Below are 21,764 nucleotides of genomic sequence, written 5' to 3' on the forward strand. Positions count from 1 at the left end.
TTGCGTAGTCCATGGATCACGCCACGCGATGGTCATCGATTTCCGGCAGCGACATTCCGGATCTTCCACCACCCCTCCCGGACGCCGGCGCCGGTTCCGTGCCGCGGCCTGCCCTCGGCCGCGCACCCCGGCCCGCCCGCCGGCCCGCTGTCAGTCCCGAGCGGATCGTCCGCACCGTCTCCGTGCGGCCGAGGCCCGCCCACGCCGCGGCCGCGGTGAGGTCGCGGGTCGCCGTCGCCGCGTCGAGCAGCCCGGCGGCGACCAGCCGGCCCAGGGCGAACGCGGCCCGGTTCAGGGTGTCGTTGCGCGTGCCGACGGGGGCGCGCGCCACCCGATCGGTCTCGGCCTCGAGGGCGACCGCCGCGTACCGGTCCGGGTGGACGATCTGGGAGCGGCCGGGCTCCCAGCCGCCCTCGTCGCGGCCGGCAGGCGGGGGATCGGGGCCGGCGATCAGGCCGCACAGGGCCTCCGGCGCCGGTGCGCACGACTCGTCCGGCCGCACCACCCAGTAGTAGGAGGTGCCGTTCGCGTGCCGGGACGGGGGCGCGAGCACGTACCCGCCGGCGCCGCGCCAGTCGACCCCGGGTAGAAGGTGCACCCTGTTGCCATACCCGGTGGGGGTGAACCAGAAATGCCAGCCGCCGCCGCCCGTGCGGACCTGGGGTCCCGCCGGGATCGCGCCGCCCAGCAGGTGGCGCAGGCCGTGCCAGCCGGTGGCGGAGTCGACGTCGGCCACGTCCATGGCGATGCCCGTGCGCAGCCCGATGTTCGCGTCGGGCCAGCGGGCCCACCACATCTCGATCCGGCGGGGATCGGTGCTGGCGTCGGTGAGCCCGTGCCGTAGCCGTGGATGCTTGCCCGGCCGATCGCAGTCCGGCCGCCCGCACGAGCAGGATCCGTCCTGCCCAGGGTGGTGCACCGGCAGGACCGGGATCCCGTGCCGGGCGTACGCGAGGGCGGCGTCGAGCATCATTCGAACAAGTGTACGAGTGTTCGAGCGGGCTCGCTGGCCGGCCTGTGGACAACTCAGGAAACGAGTGTGTGCAGGACGTACGCGATGTGGTGCGACGTGCTCCAGGCCATCCACCCCGACGGGCTGCCGCCGCCGCGGGCGCTGCGGGCGTTCTGCGCGATCTGCGCGTCTCCCCATGAGAAACGTGCGCCCGTCGGCGGCCAGTGCGGGGAGGTGACGAGCGTACGGCAGAGGTCGTGGCATCGGTCGTCGCTGCGGCCGCCGCGCCGGGCCCAGCGGTAGATCCACCAATCCCGTTCGGCGGTGTAGCGCAGCGTGGGGAGTTGGCGGTGGTGGATGCCGTTGCGGCGTACGGGAGAAGTCACGCCGTAGTCCGCATAGCCGACACCGGGCTCGCGCAGCCGGGCCCACACCCGGGCGTCGTGCCGGCCCACAGTGACAGGCTCGTCCGTCGGCAGGTCGTCCAGGTTGGGCGGCATCGCGCCCGCCGCCACGGTGACCGAACGCCACGGCGTCGCGCGCGCCCACCGCAGCACGTGCCGGGCGCGTTCCTCGAAGCGGTCGGCGTGCGCCGCGCAGGCCGTCTCCGCGAGGTCTATCACCAGGTCGACGTGTTCGGCCTCCAGTCCCGCGCCGGTCAGCAGGCGGGTGGTGGTCGCGGTCGCCTCGGCCGGGTTGCGGGCGTCGGTATGCGGCTGAAGCCGCAGAACTGCGCGCATCAGGTGCATGCGCGCGGCCAGGCCGTGCTCCACCAGGCGGCGACGGCTGTCGTACGCCCGCAGCACCGGAAGCATCGCCACGCCCAGATCCGCCAGTTCTTCCGCGAGATCGAGCGGCGGTGACGACAGCGGGCCGGCGGGATCCGGCACGGCGCCCAGGTCGACGGCCATCACCCCGGTACGCGGCGGCATCTGGCGGACGAGCTGCGGCAGCCGGTCGGCGGGGGAAACCTCGACGATCGGGGTGACCCGGCGCGCCGCGGCGGCGTCGAGGTGGTGGAGGGCGGCCAGTTCCCCGCGCCGGGGTCGCAGGATCGGGCGGTAGACACCGTCCTCTCCGGCCTCGGGCGCCGTGAATACGGTCATTCACTCAAAGTAGCGAAGAATGTCCGGCGCGGGCCGATGCAGACTCCATTCCTCACATCGGGCGAAGATGCGAGGCTCGCCGGGCGCCGATCCGCCTCTCGAAGAAGTGTCGGTGCCGACCGCTACGGTGACGCCGTGACAGTGATTCCGCAGCTGGAGACGCCGGCCGCCGAGGCCGCCCGGGTCGTCGACGCCGTCCTGCGCGACCTCGCCACGTCGCCGCACCGCGGTGTGGTGGTCGACTCGCCGCCGGGCGCCGGCAAGAGCACCCTCGTGGTGCGTGCGGCCGGGGTGCTCGCCGCCACCGGCGCCCCGCTGATGATCGTCGCGCAGACCAACGAGCAGGTGGACGACCTCATCGCCCGGCTCGGTGCGGCCTCGCCGGAGCTGAGCGTGGGACGGCTGTCCGCCGTGGACTACTCGGCCAGCGAGCGGGTCCGCAACCATCCGTCGTGCCGCGTCGGCGCCAAGGTGGCCGACCTGGGCGGCCCGCCCGTGACGATCGGCACCGCGGCGAAGTGGGCCACGGTCACGGACGGCACGTGGCCGTGGGCGATCGTCGACGAGGCTTACCAGATGCGCTCCGACGCGCTGCTGCGGGTCGCGGCCCGATTCGACCGGGCGCTGTTCGTCGGCGATCCGGGTCAGCTCGACCCGTTCTCCACGGTGGAGGTCGACCGCTGGACCGGCCTGTCCTGGGACCCGATGCAGAGCGCGGTCGCGGTCCTGCTGCGGCACAACCCCGACCTGCCCGTGCACCGGCTTCCCGTCTCCTGGCGGCTGCCCGCCTCCGCGGCGCCCGTGGTCGCCGAGGCGTTCTACCCGTTCACCGGCTTCCGCTCCGGCACCGGCCCGGGGGACCGCACGCTCAGCTTCGCCACCCCGGCCACGTCGCCGCTCGACGAGGCGCTGGACACGGCGGCAGCGTCCGGCTGGGGTCTGCACGAGCTGCCGTCGCGCTTCACCGTGCGTACGGATGCGGAGGCCGCCGCGGCGTGCGCCGGTCTGGCCGCCGCCGCGCTGTCCCGTGGCGGCACGACCTCGTCGGAGTCGGGCACGGCATCGCTCACCGCCGACCGCATCGCGATCGGAGCCGCCCACCGCGATCAGGTCGCGGCGATCCGGTCGTGCCTGCCGCCTGAGGCGCGCGACGTCACCGTGGACACCGCCAACCGTCTCCAGGGCCGGGAATACGACCTCACGGTGGTCCTCCACCCCCTGTCCGGGCGCCAGGACGCGACGGCGTTCCACCTCGAATCGGGTCGCCTCTGCGTGCTGACCTCCCGCCACCGGCACGCGTGCGTGGTGGTGGCCCGGGCGGGCATCGCCGAGCTGCTCGACGCGCACCCCTCGACGGAACCGGTGCACCTGGGGGTGCCGGTGAAGTTCCCGGACGGATGGGAGGCCAATCAGGCGATGCTCGCCCACCTGTCCGCGCTGCGATGACCCACGCCCCGTCTGGTGAGACCGGCTCAGCCGAGCCAGGCCCTGATCTGCGGCTCGCAGACGGTCTGGACCCGCGGCCAGGGCACGCCGAAGACCGTCGTCGCCGAGTGGTCCACCGTCCGTCCTTCGTGGACCAATCGCGTGAAGAAGGCCACCAGCTTGTCGTCGCCGTAGGTCGCGCCCAGGCAGCGGATCGCCAGGTAGCCCATGGCGTAGAACCCCGCCCGGTCCGCCCGGTCCGGGGACCACGCCAGGTCCAGGCGGCCGGTCCAAGCCGTACGGGCCGCGTGCCGGCGGGCGTCCGGCAGGCGGGGGTACGCGGTGACCGGTGTCCGCCCGTACGCGATGTATTCGGCCATGCCCTCGATGGCCCAGGTGTCGTGCGCGCCCAGCGTGCCGAGGAGGGTGGCGATGTGACCTAGTTCGTGCGCGAGCAGCCGCTCATCCGGTGCGCCCGCCCCGTCCATCACGGCGAAGGCCGTCTGCGCGCTCGTCCGGTCCACGAACCCTGCCGCCTCACGGTCCTCGCCGATCGTCGCGTTCCAGTCGTCGCGGTCGGCCAGGTAGATCAGGTACCTGCCCGGTCGCCGGCCGGCCGCGGTGAACCGGTCCGCGTCCCGGGCGGCGTTCTCCGCCGCGGACAGCCAAGCCGCCGGCTGGGTGCCGTCCGATGCGGCGACGACCGTACGGGACCCGCGCGCGAACGTCAGCGCGGCCTGTTTCCACGGCACCACCCCGGCCGCGCCGGCCTGGTCGAATCCGGTCAGCACTGCCCGGCGCCCGGTCAGCCGCCACTGCGTCCGGGCGGTGATCACCTCGTCGTGCGGGACGTACGAGTCGGGCGTACGGCGGCAGGGCGCCCCCGCGAAGCAGACGCGCACCTGGACCTGCGCGGACCACGACTGGCCGCCGCCGGTCGGTGCGGCGGCGCGCGGAAGCCACGCCGAGATCTCGAAGCCGCGCAGGTTGGCGTACAGCCGTCGCAGTTGCGGGGTGAGCGACGGGTCGGCGGCGCGCAACCACCCGGCTTCGTCGCCCCGCAGCAGCGCGGCACCCTGCTCCTCGAGCACGCCGCGGATCGTGCGTTGCACGGCCTGGGCCCGGGCGGCCGCGGTGCGCGCGCGGCTCAGCGCGACCACCGACACGCCGCCCACCAGCACCGTGAGGATCGCGATCGCGGCCAGCCAGCGGGCCCGCCTGCGGGGCGGGGCATCGACGAGGGCCGGGCCGGTCACAGTGGCGGACCCTACCAAGCGGGGAGCCGGCTGAGCCGTGGTCGCGGCCGGATCGGCGCGGGTCCGGGCCGCGATCGGCCGCCGGATCGACGCCGGCGGCCGCGGCTCACGAGCGCTGCGTGTTCGGTAGACAACCGCCCGGTCACGACCGTGCGCGACCGGGAAAGCGCCGGCCGCGCGACCGGGAAAGCGCCGGTTGCGCGGCCGGGAAAGCGCCGGTTGCGCGGCCGGGAAAGCGCCGGTTGCGCGGCCGGGAAAGCGCCGGTTGCGCGGCCGGGAAAGCGCCGGCCGCGCGGCTGGAGGAAGACCGCGCGGCCGGAGGGGCTGTCAGGCCACGGCTGCGCGTTCGTCGCGGGGCCGGGCGAGGAGCGCCCCCACGGCGATCAGCGCGAAGCCCCAGATCGGCAGCTGCTGGAAGTCGCTCGGGGTGAGGAACCAGCCCTCGCCCAGATCGAGCCCGCGCATCAGGTCGACCGTCGGCCCGAAGGCGAAGCCGTGCGAGTGCACCAGCTCTCCGGTGCCGGCCGGGTCGGCCACGGTCAGGTAGCGCAGCAGCGAGGCGACGAATCCGGCGGCGGACGGAACGATCAGCACCAGGCCGGCCGCGGTGAGGATCGCGCTGCGGCGGGGCCGGCCGGCCGCCCGGATCCGGTGGCTCAGCGCCACGCCGGTGAGCCAGCCGGCGACGAGGCCGAGCAGGGTGCCGGCGATCGTCAGCGGCAGGTAGGAGGCGGGGCGCTTCGGCCAGCCGGCGATGGTGAGCATCGGGTGGCCGCCGGTGTCGGGGTACGCGTACACGTCGAGCCGGGTGTCGGCGTTCTCCGCGGCGAAGTGGACGTTGGCGAGGACGCCGTCCGATCCGTCGCCGGCCCGCAGCGGTCCGGTCTGCCAGCCTTCGGCGGCGAGCTTGCGGCGGGTCTGTTCCGCTGCCTGCCGCGCGTCCGCTCCGGTCGGGAACGGCGAGTCGGCCTGAAGGTAGAACTCCGAGGTCTGGCCGTTGTCCGGCGACGGCAGTACCCGATGGGCGAGCGCCCCGGCGTCCGGCAGGCCGGCGTAGCCGAGGGTGCCCGCCCACGAGCCGGCGGCGGCGCCCATGGCTGCGCCGATGAACAGGGCGAGGACGGCCGCGGCCAGGGCCAGCGGGCGGCGCGCCGGGGGCCGGAACCGCTCGCGGAGGCCGTCGAGGACGAGCCGCCCCTTCTCGGTGCGGGTGGGGCGGCCGTCGGGGCCCGCCATCTCGACCATCGTCTGGATCAGTTCGGCGCCGTGCTTGCGGCGCAGCCGGGCGGGGTACGCCGCCAGCAGCGTCCGGTGTCCGTTCACGCTCATGCGGCACCTCCGGCGGTGCCCGGCCGGAGGGAGAGCTGCTTCCCGGCTGCGGCGGCGTGGCGGCGCAGGCGCTCCGCCTGCTCGGCGAGGGCCGCGGCGCCGCTGTCGCTGAGCCGGTAGTAGCGGCGCAGCCGGCCGTCGACGGACTCCTCGCGGTCGACGGCGATGAGGCCCTGCTGGTCGAGCCGGTCGAGGGCGCCGTACAGGGTGCCGGGCCGCAGGTTGACCTCGCCGTCGGACAGGCGGGTGACGGACTGGACGATCCCGTAGCCGTGCAGTGGCTGGGCCGCCAGCGCGGTGAGGATGAAGAAGGTGGGTGCTTGCACGGCGAGGACAGTACGGTCGCCGATGTATATCGTCAATCGTTCTATTGCGATCGCGAGGTCACCGTCCGTTGATGTTCGCAGCGCTGTCACCTGCTCGAAATATCCGACCGATTCACTGTGAATAGAGGACTGACTCGCGAGCTGACATGCAACTTGCACGCGCGGTTCGCCGTGCAAGTTGCATGTTCGCGGGTCTCGGACCTGCTGCTCCAACGTCGCCGCAACGGTTTGATCGTCCCGCCGGCTTTCATTCACGACCGTTTCTGAGATCTCGGCTGAATTCTCTTCCAGTCGATCTCCGGAGATGGAACTCTTCTAGCCAGACGTAGCGCCAGCGACACGGACGGTGGTGGTACCGAATGCGTCCAGACGTTCTTGTCGGTCCCAGCGAGTGGGTGGTCGAGCAGTTCGGCGACAAGGTCGCCGCCGAGCTCTGGACCCGGGTTCCCGAGGCGTTGAGCACGGCTATCGACCGGGAGGTCAACGCCCGCCCCTCGACGGCACAGACCGCGGAACGGATCCTCAGCAACCCCCGGTGGCCGTTGCCGTACGAGGAGCTCGTGCTCTTCCTCGGCACGCTGCCGGGAGCGGACATCATCAGTGTGCCCCGGTCGGTCTACCAGCTCGTGGTCATCAACGGGCACGTGGTCGTCCCGTGGTGCTACGGCCAGTCGGCCGGCGACTCCATGCGCGACGCCCCGGTGGGGCGCTCGTTCGGCCGGCTCGCCCGGGAGCTGCTGCGCCGCTTCGGCCCGCCGTGGCGGCGGTCGCAGGCGGAGATGCCGCTGCCGCTCGACGCCGTCGACGAGCGGGAGGTGGCCAAGATCTGCGCGGCGATCGCCCGGATCGAGCCCACGCCCGAGGTCGTCATCGCCGGGTACGCGGGGGCGCCGAACCTCGGTCTGCTCCGCGCCTGCCTTGGCGAGATCAAGTCGACCGACAACGGCTCGCTGAACTGGAGCCACATCGACGACCTGCCGCTGCCACCCCCGGTCATCCCGCGCCCTCGCCGCATGCAGTTCCCCTGAGTTGCTCAGGTGGGGAAGGCGCACATCCTCCAGCGGTCGTCGACCTCGTCGAGGATGTAGACCTCGTCGGTCGTGGACCCGTTCGCGCGCCTGACCTCGACGCCGACCGTCGCCTGGCGCCGGTCGTAGTCGACGTCCGTCGAGGTGATGCGGAAGCCGGTGATCGCTTTGTCCTTCTTCGGCGCGGCGAGGTCCTGCCGGGGATACACGTCCTTCGCCTCCGCGCACAGGGCGTCGTACCCGGCGGGGCTGAGCCCGTCGCGGTAGTCCTCGATGAACGCGGACGTCGCCTTCTCGACCGCGTCGTCGATGTCGCTCACGTGCCTGAGCCGGAAGTAGAGCCGGCCGATGCCGAGGCTGCACGCGATGAAGACGAGCACGAGCACCGCGCCGAGGACGAACGGCCATTTCTTGCGCTTGCGGGGCGACGGCGCGGATGAAGTCACGCGCGTCACGATAAAGGTCGTCGATCTTTTCCGTGGTCCCGTACGGGGCTGCGAGAATGCCGGTCATGTCCGTGGATGGCGGGGTGGTGGTCACCGGCGGCGGCCGGGGGGTGGGACGCGCGATCGTCGAGCGGCTGGCCCGCGACGGCGCGACCGTCGCCGTGATCGAGATGGATCCTGCCGCCCTGCAGTGGGTGGCCGACCGGCCGGAGATCGTGGCGGTCATCGGGGACGCCGCCGACCCGGGCGTGACAGAGCAGGCGGCAGCCGCGGTGCCGGGCCCGCTCACCGGCTGGGTCAACAACGCCGCCGTCTTCCGCGACGCCTGGCTGCACGAGGACCCGGCCGCGGTCGCCGACCTCATCGGCCGCAACCTGCACCCGGTGATCGCCGGGAGCGCCGCGGCGCTGCGGGCCGGCTGTCCGGCGATCGTCAACGTGTCGTCGCACCAGGCACAGCGGGCGGTCCGGGGCGCGCTGCCGTACGCGACGGCGAAGGCGGCGATCGAGGGCCTGACTCGCGCGACGGCGGTGGACTACGGCCCGCGGGGCGTACGCGTCAACGCGGTCGCCCTCGGCTCGATCGCCGCGGAGCGCTCGGATGCTCATATGGCCGGTCTGGCGCCGGCCGCCGCCGAGCACTTCACGCGTGAGATCGCCGCGCTGCAGCCGCTGGGCCGCATGGGGCGTACGGCGGAGGTCGCGGAGGTGGTGGCGTTCCTGCTGTCGGACGCGGCGAGCTTCCTCAACGGCGCGATCATCCCGGTCGACGGCGGCCGATCGGCTCAAGGTCGAGACCCGGAGGAGGTGTGAACACTCCCCGCCACTCTTAACGTATATCGCACCCGGGGGCTTGCCGCAAGACCCGGGGTGCGCTGCAAAATCGCAGGTCAGAGCCCAGATTCTGACTGAGGAGAGACCTGCGTGAAGCCGCTGACCGCCGGCGCTTTCGACCTTCCCGACCGGCTTGCCGCCAAGGCGGATCCCGTCCTCGTCGCCGCTGACGAGCGGCACTTCGCGGCCGTCGCTGCGAGCCTCGAGCGGTCGATCGCCGACCTGTCCGAGCGTCTCGAGGCCGAGCGCCGGGCGCCGGCCGGGAAGGGCCGGCAGGCGGTGGACCGGGACACCGAGGTGCGCCGGCTCGCGGCCCGGCTGCGGACGCTGCGGCGTTTCGGCCTGGATCTGTGTCTCGGGCGGATGGTCGGCGCGGAGGACGGCGAGCCGGTGTACGTGGGCCGGCTGGGCCTGACCGACGGGTCGGGGCGCCGGCTGCTGCTCGACTGGCGGTCCCCGGCGGCCGAGCCGTTCTTCGGGGCCACCCACGCGAACCCGATGGGGCTGGCCAGCCGCCGCCGGTACCGCTGGACCCGGGGCCGGATCACCGACTACTGGGACGAGGTGTTCAGCCCGGACGGCGTGGAGGGGCACGCGGCGCTCGACGACCAGTCCGCGTTCATCGCGAGCCTGGGCGGGAACCGGTCGGCTCGGATGCGGGACGTGCTCGGCACGATCCAGGCCGACCAGGACGCGATCATCCGCGCCGGGTCCCGCGGCGCCCTCGTCGTGGACGGTGGTCCGGGTACGGGCAAGACCGTCGTCGCGCTGCACCGCACCGCGTACTTGTTGTATTCCGATCCCCGGCTCGGTCACCGCCGGGGTGGGGTGCTGTTCGTCGGGCCGCATCAGCCGTACCTGGCGTATGTCGAGGATGTCCTGCCCAGCCTGGGCGAGGAGGGCGTGCAGTCGTGCACGCTGCGCGACCTCGTCGCGGAGGGCGCCACGGCGACCGTCGAGACGGACGCGGAGGTGGCCCGGCTGAAAGCGGGAAAGGGCCTGGTGGCGGCGATCGACGCGGCCGTCCGGTTCTACGAGGAGCCGCCGGCCCGGGCGATGACGGTCCCGGCCGGCGACGCCGATGTCCCGCTGACCGCCGACGACTGGGCCGAGGCGTTCGAGGCCCCGGGACCGGGAACCCCGCACAACGAGGCGCGGGACGAGATCTGGGCGGAGCTGCTGACGATCCTGCGGCGCAAGTACGACGCGGACGGGCCGGACGAGATGGTCCGCCGGGAACTGCGCGCCGCCTTCAACCGGGCGTGGCCGGTGCTCGAAGCCACCGACATCGTCGGCGATCTGTGGTCTGTGCCCGCATACCTGCGCAAGTGCGCTCCCTGGCTCAGCACTGAGGAGATCCGTACGCTCCAGCGCAGCGACCCGGCGGCCTGGACGGTGTCCGACCTGCCGCTGCTGGACGCGGCCCGGCGGCGGCTCGGCGACCCGGAGGCGTCCCGGCGCAACCGGCAGCGGGAGACCGCCCTGGCCGCCGAGCGCGCGCGCATGGCCACGGTCGTCGACGAGCTGATCGAGGCGCACACGTACGACGACGGTGAGGGGGTGCTGGCCAGCCTGCGTCAGCTGGACCTGCAGGACGCGCTGGTCGACGAGGCCGCGCTGCCCCGCGCCGACCCGGACCTGCTCGCCGGGCCGTTCGCGCACGTCGTCGTGGACGAGGCGCAGGAACTGACCGACGCGGAGTGGCAGATGCTGCTGCTGCGCTGCCCGTCCCGCAGCTTCACCATCGTGGGGGACCGGGCCCAGGCCCGGCACGGGTTCACCGAGTCGTGGCAGGACCGGCTGGCGCGGGCCGGGTTCGACCGGGTCGCCCTGGCGTCGCTGAGCATCAACTACCGCACGCCACGGGAGATCATGGCGGCGGCCGAGCCGGTCATCCGGGCCGCGCTGCCCGACGCCAACGTGCCGGAGTCCGTCCGCAGCACCGGCGTCCCCGTCGTCCACGGATCCGTGGCGGAGCTCGGCTCGATCCTCGACAGCTGGCTCGCCGGGCATGCCGAGGGAATCGCCTGCGTGATCGGCCACCCGGCCTTCCGCGGGACGGCCCGGGTCCGCTCGCTGACCCCGGAACTGACGAAGGGCCTCGAGTTCGACCTCGTCGTCCTCGTCGACCCGCACACGTACGGCACGGGCATCGAGGGCGCGGTCGACCGCTACGTCGCGATGACCCGGGCCACCCAGCGGCTCGTGCTGCTCACCAGCCGGTGACGCAGGCGGACATCGGATAACCTGCGAAGAATGCCCGAGCCGCAGCCCGAGTCGCCGACCGTCATCCGGGACCGGGCCGTCTCCGTCGCCGACTACCTGCTGGCCGTACGCGCGCAGATGGAGCGCCCCGCGCGCGTCGTGCCGGCCGAGGCGCACTGGCTCGACGCGCTGCCGTCGCATCCCGCGTGCGAGATCGGGCCCGGCGTGGACGGCACGAGCTGGCTGCGCGTCGGCCTGCCCGAGCTGCCCGGGTCGCCGCCGGTCCCCGCGGAGCTGCGGCGGCGGTTGACCGAGGTGAGCCCGGCGGCCGAGCCGGTGCTCGCCGGCGAGCCGGCCGACGACGGCTTCGCGGCGTGGCGGGACGAGGTCTGGCGGCCGTGGTCGCTGCTGAGCCGGGCGGCCGAGCAGACCCGGGTGCTGCACCGGCAGCTCTTCGACCTCATGCACCAGGTCGACATGGCCGCAGCCACCACCGAGCTGGTGTGGGGTCACGGCATCCTCGAGACCGTCGTCGACGGCCAGCGGGTGAGCTATCCGCTCATCGCGACGCCGGTCCTCGTCGAGTACGAGCCGGACCGCTCGCTGATCACCGTGTCGCCGCAGGGCCCGTCCCGGCTGCAGACCGACGCGCTGTCCGGGATGGACGAGCGCTACCTCGGGCAGTTGCTCGCGCTGGCGGGCCCGGCCGGCACGCTGGAAATGGACCTGTGGAGCGACCTCGAACGCCGCGAGCTCTACGAACGCGCGCTGGGCCGGCTCGGGTACGACCGCGTCGTGACAGCGCCCGGGGAGGTAGCGTCCGGTCCGCACGTCGTGGACACCGGGGTGCTCTTCGCTCGGCCCAAGCAGCGCCTGCTCCGCGGGTTCCTCGAGCGGCTGCGCGACCGACTGCTCGCCGGCGACACCGAGGCGGCCGGCGCGCTCGCCGCGATCGTCGCGCACGAGCCGAGCCGCCTGCGCATGCCCGGCGACCGGCCGGAGGACTGGCAGCGCGTGGGGGAGCGGCTGCTCATGCCGCTGCCCACGAACGAGGCGCAGGAGTCCATCGCCCGGCGGCTCGCCCAGCACCGCAACGTCGCCGTCCAGGGGCCGCCGGGAACCGGCAAGACCCACACGATCCGCAACCTCATCTGCCACCTCATGGCGAACGGCAAGCGGGTGCTCGTCGTCGCGCAGAAGGAGGACCCGCTGCGCGTGCTCCGCGACGGCCTCCCGGAGGAGGTGCAGGCGCTCTGCCTGGCGGTGCTGGGGCGTACGACGGATCAGCTCGTGCAGTTGCAGCTGGCGGCCCGCGAGCTCTCCGACCGCGCGGCCACACTGGACCGTTCCGCCGAGGAGCTGCGGGTGCAGCGGCTCACCCGCAAGCTGGAGGAGGCCGAGCGGGAGCTGGCCCAGGCGCTCGGCGGCCTGCGTGCCGTGGCCGAGAACGAGGACGCGACGTACCGCATCGACGGCGTCGACCTCTCGCCCGCCGACGTCGGCGCCTGGCTGCGCGAGTGCGCCGCGGCCCACGGCGGCATCCCGGACGCGGTCGCGCCGGGGGAGGAACCGCCGCTGAGCGGCGACGAGTTCGCCGACCTGCTGGAGCTCGCCGCCCGGCTCGCCCCGGCCGACCGCGCGGCGGCGCTGCGGCAGCTGCCGGACATCGCCGCCCTGCCGGGCGCGGCGCAGGCCAAACAGGACCGATCCGACCGGTACGCGGCCGCCGAGCGGGTGTCGCGCCTGGAGGCGGCCGGGGTCGACCCCGATGCCGTACGCGCGCAGGGCGCCGACGCCCTCGCCGAGCTGCTCGACGGCCTGCGCGACGCGGTGGCGTGGCTGCGCCGCCGCGAGGGTACGTGGACCGACCGGCTCGGCCGCCTCGTCGCCGACCCGCACTGGGCCACGGTGTGGGCCGACCACGTCACGGCGACCGAGGAGCTGCAGCACTCGCTGGCCGTCCTGACCCGCCGGCTCGCCGGGCACCGCGTCGTCGCGCCCGCGGCCCTGACCTCGGCGCCCAAGCGGCTGCTGGCCTCCCTCGCCGAGCTGCGCGAACGGTTCGCCGCCGGCAAGGGGGTCAACCGGCTGCTGCAGGCCGCGCTCTGGAAGCTCGCCGAGGAGGTCCGCGTCGACGGCGAACCGCTGCGCTCGGCCGGCGACACCGACATCGCGATCGCCTGGGTACGCCGCGGCCAGGAGCAGCGCCGGCTGGGCGAGCACTGGGCGGAATGGATCCAGCGCCTCGGCATCCCGCCGCGTGAGGGCGAGCCCGAGGTGTGGGCCGGGAGCCTGCTGGCGGAGGCGGCACAGTCGCTCGCCTGGGACTCGCAGCGCTGGCCCGAGCTCTCCGCCCGCCTCGCTGAGCTCGTACCCCAGGAGGAGCTGGACCTCGACGCGACCCGGCTGGCGGAGGTCTCGGCGCTGCTGGACGACAGCCCGGTCGTGCTCGAGCTCGACCGGCTGGACACGGCCGACCGGGTGGTGGCCGACCACCTCGCCCGGTGGCCGCGGCTGGCCGCGGCCTGGCGCACCCTCGACGGCTGGGACGAGGCGCTGGCCGAGACCCAGCGACTCCTCGCGCTGCGTCCCGACATCACCCGGTACGGGCACCTGCGGGACCGGCTGGCGGCCGTGGCCCCGGAATGGGCGGCGCAGATCGAGGCGGGAGCCGTCCCGGCGGTCTCCGGCACGGCGTGCCTGCAGGCGTGGCGCTGGCGGCAGGCACAGACCTGGTTCGACGTGGTCGTGGGCAGCGTCGACCCGGCCGTGCTGAGCCGCCGCGCCGAGCACGGCCGCGACCGCATCCGGCGGCTCACCGGCGACCTGGTCGTCGCGTCGGCGTGGCTGGAGGTCGCCAAGGCGCTCGACGACCGGCGCCGGGCCGCGCTCGCCGACTGGACGACCGCGCTGCGCAAGATCGGCAAGGGCACCGGCCGCAGCGCCGCCGCCTGGCAGGCGCACGCCCAGCGGGCCATGGCCGCCGCGGTCGAGGCCGTACCCGTCTGGGTCATGTCGGTGGACCGCGCGATCGAGCAGTTCGCCGGCGGCGCCCGCTTCGACGTGGTGATCGTCGACGAGGCGTCCCAGGCCGACCTGTTCGCGCTGCCGGTGCTGTCGCTGGCCGAACGGGCCGTCGTGGTGGGCGACGACCAGCAGATCGGCCCGCAGCTCGGCTTCGTCGGACCGGTCACCGGGCTCATCCACAACCACCTCGGCGACGTGCCCTCCGCGGAACACTTCGACCCCGAGTCGTCGCTGTACGACCACGCCGTGCGGCGCTCCCCCGAGCGCATCCTGCTCACCGAGCACTTCCGCTGCGTGCCGCAGATCATCGAGTTCTCGTCCCGCCACTACTACGACGGCAAGATCCAGCCGCTGCGCGCGGACCGTCCGGCCCTCGCGCCGGTCCGCGCGGTGCTCGTGCCCGAGGGGGTACGCCAGCACCTGGCCGCGTACGGGGACGTCAACGTGGCCGAGGCGGACGCCCTGGTGGACCGCGTCGCGGCGATCGTGGCGGACCCGGCGTACCGCGGACGGTCGCTCGGCGTGATCAGCCTGCTCAGCACCAGCGGGCAGGCGACGTACCTGCTGGCGCGGCTGCGCGAGACCATCGGCGAGGACGAGATCCAGGCGCGGCGGCTGCGGGTCGGGGACGCGTACACGTTCCAGGGCGACGAACGCGACGTCGTGCTCGTGTCCACAGTGGTCTCGGACAACGACGAGCGCGTCGCGGCCTTCACCAAGCGCGAATACCACCGCCGCGTCAACGTCGCCGCCTCCCGCGCCCGCGACCAGCTCTGGATCTTCCACTCGGTGCGGCCGTCGTCCCTGCGCCCCGACGACGCCCGCGCGCTGCTGCTGACGTACGCGCTGAACCTCACGACGCCCGGCCCCCAGCCGGACGCCGAGCTGCTCTGCGAGAGCGACTTCGAACGCGCGGTGCTGCGCCGCCTGATGGCCCGCGGCCACCGCCCGACCCCGCAGTTCCGGATCGGCGGCTACCGCATCGACTTCGTGCTCAACGCCCCGGACGGCCGCCGGCTGGCCGTCGAATGCGACGGGGACGCATACCACGGGCCGGAGCAATGGGAGAGCGACATGCGCCGCCAGGCGGTGCTGGAACGGGTGGGCAACTGCGTGTTCGTCCGCATCCGGGGCAGCATCTTCGCCCGCGAGCCGGAAGCGGCGCTGCGGCCGCTGTGGCAGCGCATCGACGAGCTCGGCATCACCCCGGCAGCAGACGCCCGGGCCTGAGCCGAGTCCGGGAAAGGCCTTCCGGCGTACGCGGGAAAGGGCCCAGGATCGGGGGATGACCGAACCGATCTCCCTGGCCGCGGCGCTCGCCTCCTTCGACGAGCTGTGGAGCCCGCGCATCGTGACCAGCGTCAACGACTATGACGTGCGCATCGCCAAGGTGCAGGGCGAGCATGTCTGGCACACGCACGACCACACCGACGAGTTCTTCCTGGTGATCGAGGGTGAGCTGCGCATCGCCCTGCGTGACCGGGAGGTGGTGCTCGGCAAGGGCGAGGTGTTCACCGTGCCGCGTGGTACGGAGCACAAGCCGTCGTCCGAGGCCGGCGCCGCGATCCTCATGTTCGAGCCGACCGGCACGCTGACCGTGGGGGACCGGCACGAGGAGGTGCCCGGCCACGTCGACGCGACGACCGGGCACGCCCTCTGAGCTCAGCTGCCGTCGGGTTCGATCCGGGCCTTGACGCCGAGATGCTCGGCGAGGAGGTTCAGCAGCGCCGGGCCGTCCAGCAGTTCCAGCGGCCGGCCCGCGCCCGCCTCGTGGGCCTGCGGCTCGTAGCCGTCGAGGGCGACGAGGATGCCCTTGGTCGCGCCCGCCTCGGCCACGGCGTCGCCGAGCGCGCGGGTGGCGGCGGCGTCGACCTTGCGGCCGCGGACCGCGTGCACGACCACCGGGCCGCCGAAGAGCGGGCGCGGGTCCGTGGCCTGCCAGCGGCCGTCCGCCGCGGTGCCCATCGCGAGGCCCATGGTGCCGAACAGGTCGGCGACGGTCTGCTCCCACTCCGCGGCGTCCATCGTCGCGAGGTTGGGCCGTTCGTCGATGTCGCGCAGGACGTTGAACTCCTGGGTGGAGTCGATGGCGTCGCGGTCGAGGTCGACGGCCGGGGGCACGCCCTCCAGCTCCGCGGGGCTGGGCGACAGGCCCGCGTGCAGGTGCTTCAGGCAGGCCACCGGGTCGACGCGACGCAGCTTGATGGCGGCGAAGGTGTCCCGGTCGGTACGCAGCGACACCAGGCACGGCCGCACGAAGCGGCCCGTACGGCGGTCGATCGTGTCGACGATGCCGTTGAACAGCACCTCCGCGACCAGCCCACCGCGGTCCGCCTCGATGATCTCGTGCACCGTCCGCAGCGCCACCATCGAGATGATCTCGGTGTACCGGCGGCGGATCTCGGCCTCGTCGCGCGGCACCGCCACCAGGTCGTCGCGGACGCGGTCGTAGCGGTACTCCTTCACGACCGGGATGACCTCGACCGGCGGGAGGTGGTACTCGACGAGCAGGTGACGCTTCTTCGGCAGGTACGCGAGCCGGAAGTGCTGGGGGAAGTCGTCCGGGTACACCGAGTTGCCGAGCACCATCGCGAAGTACTCGACCACCGAGGCGGGGTCGGCGTTCGCCACGGCCGCCGCGAACCGGTCCACCTCCGCGTTGTACGCAAGCAGCTTCGCCTCGTAGCGCTTGCGGCTCTCCTCGTACTGCCGGCGGCGCAGGGCGAGCTGGCGGGTACGCCTCTCCTCACGCTCCGCCCACTGCGCCTTGGCCTGCGCGAACGCGCGTTCCGCCTGGGCCGTCTGCTGCTGGTGGAGCCGCTCGCCGCCGAGGATCTTGCCGACGCCGCGGGGCTCCTGCGGGGCGTAGCTCTGCCACGACGGCTCGGGCGTCGGGCGGCCCAGCGGGCCCGGGTCGAACGGCGGCACCTCGATCGGCTTCTTGAAGCGGTCGAGGTCGATGTGGTCGTCGACGTCCAGCGTGGACAGCAGCAGCGAGTCGAGGTCCGACAGTCGGGCGCGCAGGTCCGCGTTGGCCGCCGCGGCGTCGGCCGTGCGTGCTTCCGCGTACAGCCGGCGGTGCTCGCGCTGCCGTTCCGCGTCGGCGGCCGCCTGCTGGGCCGCCGCCATCGCCAGCTCGGCGTTGCGCCGGATCAGCTGCCGCTGCTGGGTGGCCGCGGTTCGTGCCCGTTGCTCGGCGGCCGCCTGCGTCGCGTGCGTCCGCTGCATGTCCCGAATGATGCCCATGCGTCGTCGTCCTCGCTCACGTGTCCGAACGGCCACCATATCCACCGCCTCGTGATCTCGTTACGGGGTGCACCGCTTCGGGCGCGGAACGTGCATATTGATCGTGGTCGACGGGTAGGAGTCGCACATGGTTCCACAGTCGGCACTCCGCGTAACTGTCCGTCATGGAAGTCCGGGTTTCCCCGCCACGCATCGGCGCATCCCGGCCGTCAGCCGATCGGCTAGATTCACCCTCTGATCGGGCTAGAACTGCCTGTTCGCCGTTCTGGCCGGCGAGGTGCGAAAACATTGTCGCGGCTGCCCCCTGTTACCCGGGGCGGTGACGCGTTGTAGTAGGTCAGGGGTATCGGTTCACTCGTGAAGGGGAGGTGGCGGCGGCGCATGACGGCACCCGATGAGCGCTTTCCCCGTCCGCGCGCCCTCCGGGACCGGCTCTCCCGCCGTCCCCGGCTGAGCCCGAACGCCGGTCCCCAGCAGCCGCGCCTGCCCGAGTCGCGCACCCCCGTCGAGGACGAGGTCTGGTTCACGTACACGGCCGACGGTGACCGGATCGTCTGGTCCGACGGACTCGCCTCGCTGCTCGGCCGTCCGCCGCGGGACACCGAGGTGAGCCGGCAGATCCTCGCCCGCCACGTGCACCGCGACGACCATGCCAAGGCGCTGGGCTCGATCACCCGCGCCTGGACGGCCCGCGAGCCGGTGCGCACCACCGTACGGCTCATGCGCGCCGACGGTGGCTGGTTCGACGTGGACTGCCGCCTCGAGCCGATCGCCGGCGCCGACGGTGCGGTCAACGGCATCCGCGGCGCGCTGCGCGACGTGTCGGCCCGCGAACGTGCCCGCCGCGAGGTCGCCCGGCTCACCCGCCGCGGTGAGACGGTGCAGCCCTCGGTGATCGAGCCCGACCCGGCGACCGGCCTGCTCACCCGCGCCCGCTTCGCCGACGAGATCGACCGCGCGCAGCGCCGTGGCGGCGGAGCGCTGCTGGTCGTCCGCGTGGAACCGGACCGGACGGACGGCGAGCGGCTCGAGCGCAACGCTGATTTGTTGCACCGTGCTGCGCGCGTACTCGAAGGGATCGTCAGGCCGGACGACCTCCTGGGCCGCGCCGGCCCGCACGAGATCGCCGTGCTGCTGCCCGGCGCCTCCTGGGTCATGGCCCGGCGGCAGGCCGACCTCTTCGTCGAAGCGTTGCGGACGCAGCCGTTCGTGCTGCCCGACGCCTGGGTCCACGCCCGCGCCTGGGCCGGGCTCGTCCGCTTCCGGCCCGACGGCGAAGCCGGCAGCCACGACCTGCTGATCGACGCGGAGCAGGCCTGGCGCCAGGCCCGCGACGCCGACCGGCCGGTGACCCTGGTCGCCGACCCGGTGCCGGCCCGGGCGCGGCAGGGCACCTACCGCAGCCGGGTCGCCGACGCCCTCGGCACCGACCGGTTCACCCTGTTCGCGCAGCCCATCCTGGAGTTGCAGACCAACCTGGTGCTGCGCCACGAGGTGCTGCTGCGGGTGCTCGACGAGACCGGCGGCCCGCAGTCGCCGATTCAGGTGCTGGACACCGCCGAGCGGCTGGACGCGGTCTACGACATCGACCTGTGGGTGGTCGAGCGGGCGATGGAGGTCGCGGCCTCCCTGCCCGGTCACTCCTTCCAGATCAACCTCTCCGGGCGTACGGTCGGCGACCCGCGCCTGACCGGCGAGGTCGAAACCCTGATCGACCGGTACGGCGTGAACCCCGAACAGCTCACGTTCGAGATCACCGAGACGGCCCTGATCGGCAACCTCAGCGAGGCCCGCCACTTCGCCGACCGCATCCGCGACCTCGGCTGCCAGCTGGCGCTCGACGACTTCGGCTCCGGGTACGCGTCATTCCGCTACCTGCGGCTCTTCCCCATCGACCTGGTCAAGATCGACGGTGAGTACGTGCGCAATCTGGTGCACAGCCCGGAGGACCAGGTGCTGGTGCGGGCCCTGGTGCAGGTCTGCCAGGCGTACGGGATCCACACGGTGGCCGAGTTCGTCCAGGACGAGCCGACGCTGCGGATGCTGCGGGAGTTCGGCGTCGACTATGTGCAGGGTTATCTGATCGGGCGGCCGGAGCCGGTCGCGGCGCTCGGTGCGCCGGCCCAGCGCCTCCGCCCTTCCTGACCGTTATGTCCCTCGACGTCCGCTGCGATTGCCGGCCGCTTCATCGGGGTAACGAGCCGGCATGGAGCACTACACGATCGCGACGATCGCCGAGAAGAGCCCGGACTTCCGCCGGGTGCTGTGGACGGGCAAGCACACCCAGCTCGTGATCATGACGATCCCGCCGGGCGGCGAGATCGGCGAGGAGGTCCACGAGGTGGACCAGATCCTGACGTTCGTGAGCGGTACCGGCGAGGCCAAGGTCAGCGGCCAGACCCGCAAGGTGAACCAGGGCGACCTGGTGGTGGTGCCGGCCGGCCACAAGCACAACTTCGTCAACGAGGGCCCGAACCCGCTGGTGCTGTACACGGTCTACGGCCCGCCGGAGCACGCCGAGGGCGCGGTCCACAAGACCAAGGAAGAAGCGGACAAGCTGGAAGAGGCCGGCAAGGACGAGCCGCCGCAGTCCTGACTTGCGCATCCTGCGCTGTCGCCCGGGAGACGTCCGGGCGGCCCGGCTTGCTCTGTTTGCTCTTGCTTGCTCTTGCTTGCGGCGGTCGCGCCTCCCCGCGGGGCGGTTGCGCCTTTTGCGGGCTCTCGCGGGGCGGTTGCGCTTCCTTCCGGGCGGCTTTCGCCTGCATTCCGGGCGGCGCAGCGCCGAGGCTCCAGCCGGCCTGTCCCGGACGGTGCAGGCGCCGAGCCTTCGGCCGGCTTGTCCCGGACGGTGCAGGCGCCGAGCCTTCGGCCGGCCTGTCCTGGCTGAGCCCTTCAAGCCGGCCTGTCCCGGACGGCGCAGCGCCGGGGCCGGCCGAGGCCCCCCAGCCAGCCGGTCCCGGCGCCGCGCCGGGGTGGAAAGTCCGAGCGGAACGATACTCTTGAGAGTTCAAGGAAGTCGATCGGCGTGCCCGATCGTTCGGTCCCCGTTACCCGAAGAGGGTGCGCGTTCGTGCAGGTCGCTGCCTTCGCGGCGGGACTGCCGCCAGGGTCCCGCAGCATTCCGAATCGGACGGACGCTTCCGTACTCACCGCGACAAAACGCCCGCAGCTGGTGAGGACGCCACGTCAGCAGCGGTTTTCTCCGGCGGGTCGCCCACCCGGCCGGTGAGCGGTCCCGGACAGGTCATTAACCTGCAGCCATGGACGAGCCGAGGTGGTTGACCGACGAACAGCAGCAGACCTGGCGCCGCTTCGTCGAGGTGCTCGTCAAGCTGCCGGCCGCGCTCGAGGCCCAGCTGCAGCGGGACGCCGGCCTCACCCACATGGGCTATCTCGTCCTGGCCACCCTTTCCGAGCGTACGGACCGCCGCCTGCCGATGAGTCGCCTCGCGAAGAAGGCGAGCGCCTCCCTGTCCCGCCTCTCCCACGTGGTGGCCCGCCTGGAAGCGCAGGGCTGGGTACGCCGCGAACGCGACCCCGAGGACGGCCGCGTCCAGATCGCCGTGCTGACCGACGAGGGCTACCGCAAGATCGTCGAGACGGCGCCGGGGCACGCGGGGATGGTGCAGCAGCTCGTCTTCGACCGGCTGTCCCCGACCCAGGTACGCCAGCTCGCCAAACTCTGCGACGCCCTCGTCGAGAGCCCGGCCGAGCGGTAGAACGAGCCGCCGCCCACGCCCGCCGAGCCCCCGCCGCGCTCATCGAAAGCCCGGCCGAGCGGTAGGACGAACCCCCACGGCCGCCGACCTCCGCGCCGCGCTCATCGAAAGCCCGGCCGGTTGCCGGAACCAGCAACGGCTAGAACCGGCCGCCGCCGCCCGTGCGGCGTCCCCGGCTGCCGCTGCCCCCGAAGCCGCCGCCGGACCACCCGCCGCCGAATCCACCGGACCGTCCGTGCGACCGGCCGCCGCCGGCCAGGATCCCGCCGAGCACCGCCCCGGCGAACGCCCCCGGGTCGAAGCCGCCCGTACCGTAGCCTCCCGAGCCGTAGCCACCCGGGCCGTGGCCGCCCCAGCGCTGCACATCCGCGTGCGCCGCCTGGCGGGCCGCTGCCGCGTGCTGCTGGGCCTGCTGCGCCTCGGCGACGGCCGTGGCCGGGTCCGAGCCGGCGAGGCTCTCCGCGATGGCGAGGTGTCGCTGCGCCTCGCTCAGCGCGGCCCGGGCGTCGGTTTCGACGACACCGCGCCGGGTGCTGATGAAGTCGGTCGCCGCCGCCACCTCCGCGCGCGCGACCGGGAGAGCCTGGGCCAGCACGCTCCGGGCCCGGGCCGCGCGTTCGGCCGCGTCGCGGGCTTCGGCGAGGGCCTGGTCGAGGGCGGTGTCGGCGGTCTGCAGGACGGCGACGGTCGCGATCGGGTCGGGCTTGGCGGCGCTCAGCCGGGTCCGGGCCTCGGCGACCGCCCGCTCCGCCCCGGCGACCGCCGCACCGAGGCCGGGAGCGCCGCCGCCCTGGCCGGGAGCGCCGCCGCCCTGGCCGGGAGCGCCGCCGCCCTGGCCGGGAGCGCCGCCGCCCTGGCCGGGAGCG

The 21,764-nt window shown here is 73.5% G+C and carries 16 protein-coding genes and 1 pseudogene; 9 read left to right on the forward strand and 8 right to left on the reverse strand.

All coding sequences use genetic code 11. The annotated features are described in order from the left end of the window. Positions 1 to 16: 16 nt before the first annotated feature. Positions 17 to 973, reverse strand: coding sequence for a bifunctional DNA primase/polymerase (locus tag AB0K03_RS25615; RefSeq protein WP_364689177.1), 957 nt, complete (start codon positions 971 to 973; stop codon positions 17 to 19). A 53-nt stretch (positions 974 to 1,026) separates the two neighbouring features. Beyond that, complete coding sequence (locus AB0K03_RS25620; protein ID WP_364689180.1) at positions 1,027 to 2,058, reverse strand: beta family protein; 1,032 nt, start codon at positions 2,056 to 2,058, stop codon at positions 1,027 to 1,029. Positions 2,059 to 2,193: 135 nt separating this feature from the next. Between AB0K03_RS25620 and AB0K03_RS25625 the strand changes: the two genes are divergently transcribed. Then, a complete protein-coding gene (locus tag AB0K03_RS25625) occupies positions 2,194 to 3,504 on the forward strand; it encodes an AAA family ATPase (RefSeq protein WP_364689183.1) in 1,311 nt (436 codons plus the stop codon). Between the two features lie 26 nt (positions 3,505 to 3,530). On the opposite strand, the gene AB0K03_RS25630 is transcribed toward AB0K03_RS25625, so the two are convergent. The 3 genes from AB0K03_RS25630 to AB0K03_RS25640 form a co-directional block, all read right to left on the reverse strand. Next, entirely contained in the window at positions 3,531 to 4,739 is a 1,209-nt protein-coding gene (locus AB0K03_RS25630; RefSeq protein ID WP_364689186.1) for a hypothetical protein, read from the reverse strand. Positions 4,740 to 5,066: 327 nt separating this feature from the next. Then, positions 5,067 to 6,068, reverse strand: coding sequence for a hypothetical protein (locus tag AB0K03_RS25635; RefSeq protein WP_364689189.1), 1,002 nt, complete (start codon positions 6,066 to 6,068; stop codon positions 5,067 to 5,069). Next, positions 6,065 to 6,394, reverse strand: coding sequence for a helix-turn-helix transcriptional regulator (locus AB0K03_RS25640; RefSeq protein ID WP_364689192.1), 330 nt, complete (start codon positions 6,392 to 6,394; stop codon positions 6,065 to 6,067). The genes AB0K03_RS25635 and AB0K03_RS25640 overlap by 4 nt, the downstream gene beginning before the upstream one ends. 359 nt (positions 6,395 to 6,753) lie before the next feature. On the opposite strand from AB0K03_RS25640, the gene AB0K03_RS25645 reads away from it, so the two are divergent. Further along, a complete protein-coding gene (locus tag AB0K03_RS25645; RefSeq protein WP_364689194.1) occupies positions 6,754 to 7,422 on the forward strand; it encodes a hypothetical protein in 669 nt (222 codons plus the stop codon). Positions 7,423 to 7,427: 5 nt separating this feature from the next. On the opposite strand, the gene AB0K03_RS25650 is transcribed toward AB0K03_RS25645, so the two are convergent. Further along, complete coding sequence (locus tag AB0K03_RS25650; protein ID WP_364689196.1) at positions 7,428 to 7,868, reverse strand: hypothetical protein; 441 nt, start codon at positions 7,866 to 7,868, stop codon at positions 7,428 to 7,430. A 65-nt stretch (positions 7,869 to 7,933) separates the two neighbouring features. Here AB0K03_RS25650 and AB0K03_RS25655 point away from each other — a divergent pair, with 65 nt between their 5' ends. The 4 genes from AB0K03_RS25655 to AB0K03_RS25670 all read left to right on the forward strand — a co-directional run bounded on the left by AB0K03_RS25655 (position 7,934) and on the right by AB0K03_RS25670 (position 15,593). Then, entirely contained in the window at positions 7,934 to 8,680 is a 747-nt protein-coding gene (locus tag AB0K03_RS25655) for an SDR family oxidoreductase (protein ID WP_364689199.1), read from the forward strand. Between the two features lie 111 nt (positions 8,681 to 8,791). Then, positions 8,792 to 10,927: an RNA polymerase recycling motor ATPase HelR gene (gene helR / locus AB0K03_RS25660; RefSeq protein ID WP_364689202.1), complete on the forward strand. Its 2,136-nt coding sequence runs from the start codon at positions 8,792 to 8,794 to the stop codon at positions 10,925 to 10,927. 30 nt (positions 10,928 to 10,957) lie between these two features. Beyond that, the gene (locus AB0K03_RS25665) at positions 10,958 to 15,163 is read left to right on the forward strand and encodes an AAA domain-containing protein (RefSeq protein WP_364689204.1); all 4,206 of its coding nucleotides are present in this window, start codon (positions 10,958 to 10,960) and stop codon (positions 15,161 to 15,163) included. Positions 15,164 to 15,218: 55 nt separating this feature from the next. Then, positions 15,219 to 15,593, forward strand: coding sequence for a cupin domain-containing protein (locus tag AB0K03_RS25670; RefSeq protein WP_364689206.1), 375 nt, complete (start codon positions 15,219 to 15,221; stop codon positions 15,591 to 15,593). Between the two features lie 2 nt (positions 15,594 to 15,595). Here AB0K03_RS25670 and AB0K03_RS25675 read toward each other — a convergent pair whose 3' ends face one another. Beyond that, complete coding sequence (locus AB0K03_RS25675; protein WP_364689209.1) at positions 15,596 to 17,161, reverse strand: restriction endonuclease; 1,566 nt, start codon at positions 17,159 to 17,161, stop codon at positions 15,596 to 15,598. A 399-nt stretch (positions 17,162 to 17,560) separates the two neighbouring features. On the opposite strand from AB0K03_RS25675, the gene AB0K03_RS25680 reads away from it, so the two are divergent. From AB0K03_RS25680 to AB0K03_RS25690, 3 genes are all read left to right on the forward strand, one after another. Then, positions 17,561 to 19,324 carry an EAL domain-containing protein gene (locus AB0K03_RS25680; RefSeq protein ID WP_364689212.1) on the forward strand — a complete coding sequence of 588 codons (1,764 nt, stop codon included), beginning with the start codon at positions 17,561 to 17,563 and terminating at the stop codon, positions 19,322 to 19,324. A 61-nt stretch (positions 19,325 to 19,385) separates the two neighbouring features. Continuing rightward, entirely contained in the window at positions 19,386 to 19,775 is a 390-nt protein-coding gene (locus AB0K03_RS25685; RefSeq protein ID WP_199515294.1) for a cupin domain-containing protein, read from the forward strand. A gap of 664 nt (positions 19,776 to 20,439) precedes the next feature. Next, positions 20,440 to 20,898, forward strand: a complete 459-nt coding sequence (locus AB0K03_RS25690) for a MarR family transcriptional regulator (protein ID WP_364689215.1) — start codon at positions 20,440 to 20,442, stop codon at positions 20,896 to 20,898. Between the two features lie 139 nt (positions 20,899 to 21,037). On the opposite strand, the pseudogene AB0K03_RS25695 reads toward AB0K03_RS25690, so the two are convergent. Next, positions 21,038 to 21,764: pseudogene (locus tag AB0K03_RS25695) on the reverse strand (hypothetical protein); the annotation flags it as partial.

Origin of the sequence: Actinoplanes sp. NPDC049316 (assembly GCF_040677315.1) — a bacterium.
Lineage (GTDB): Bacteria > Actinomycetota > Actinomycetes > Mycobacteriales > Micromonosporaceae > Actinoplanes.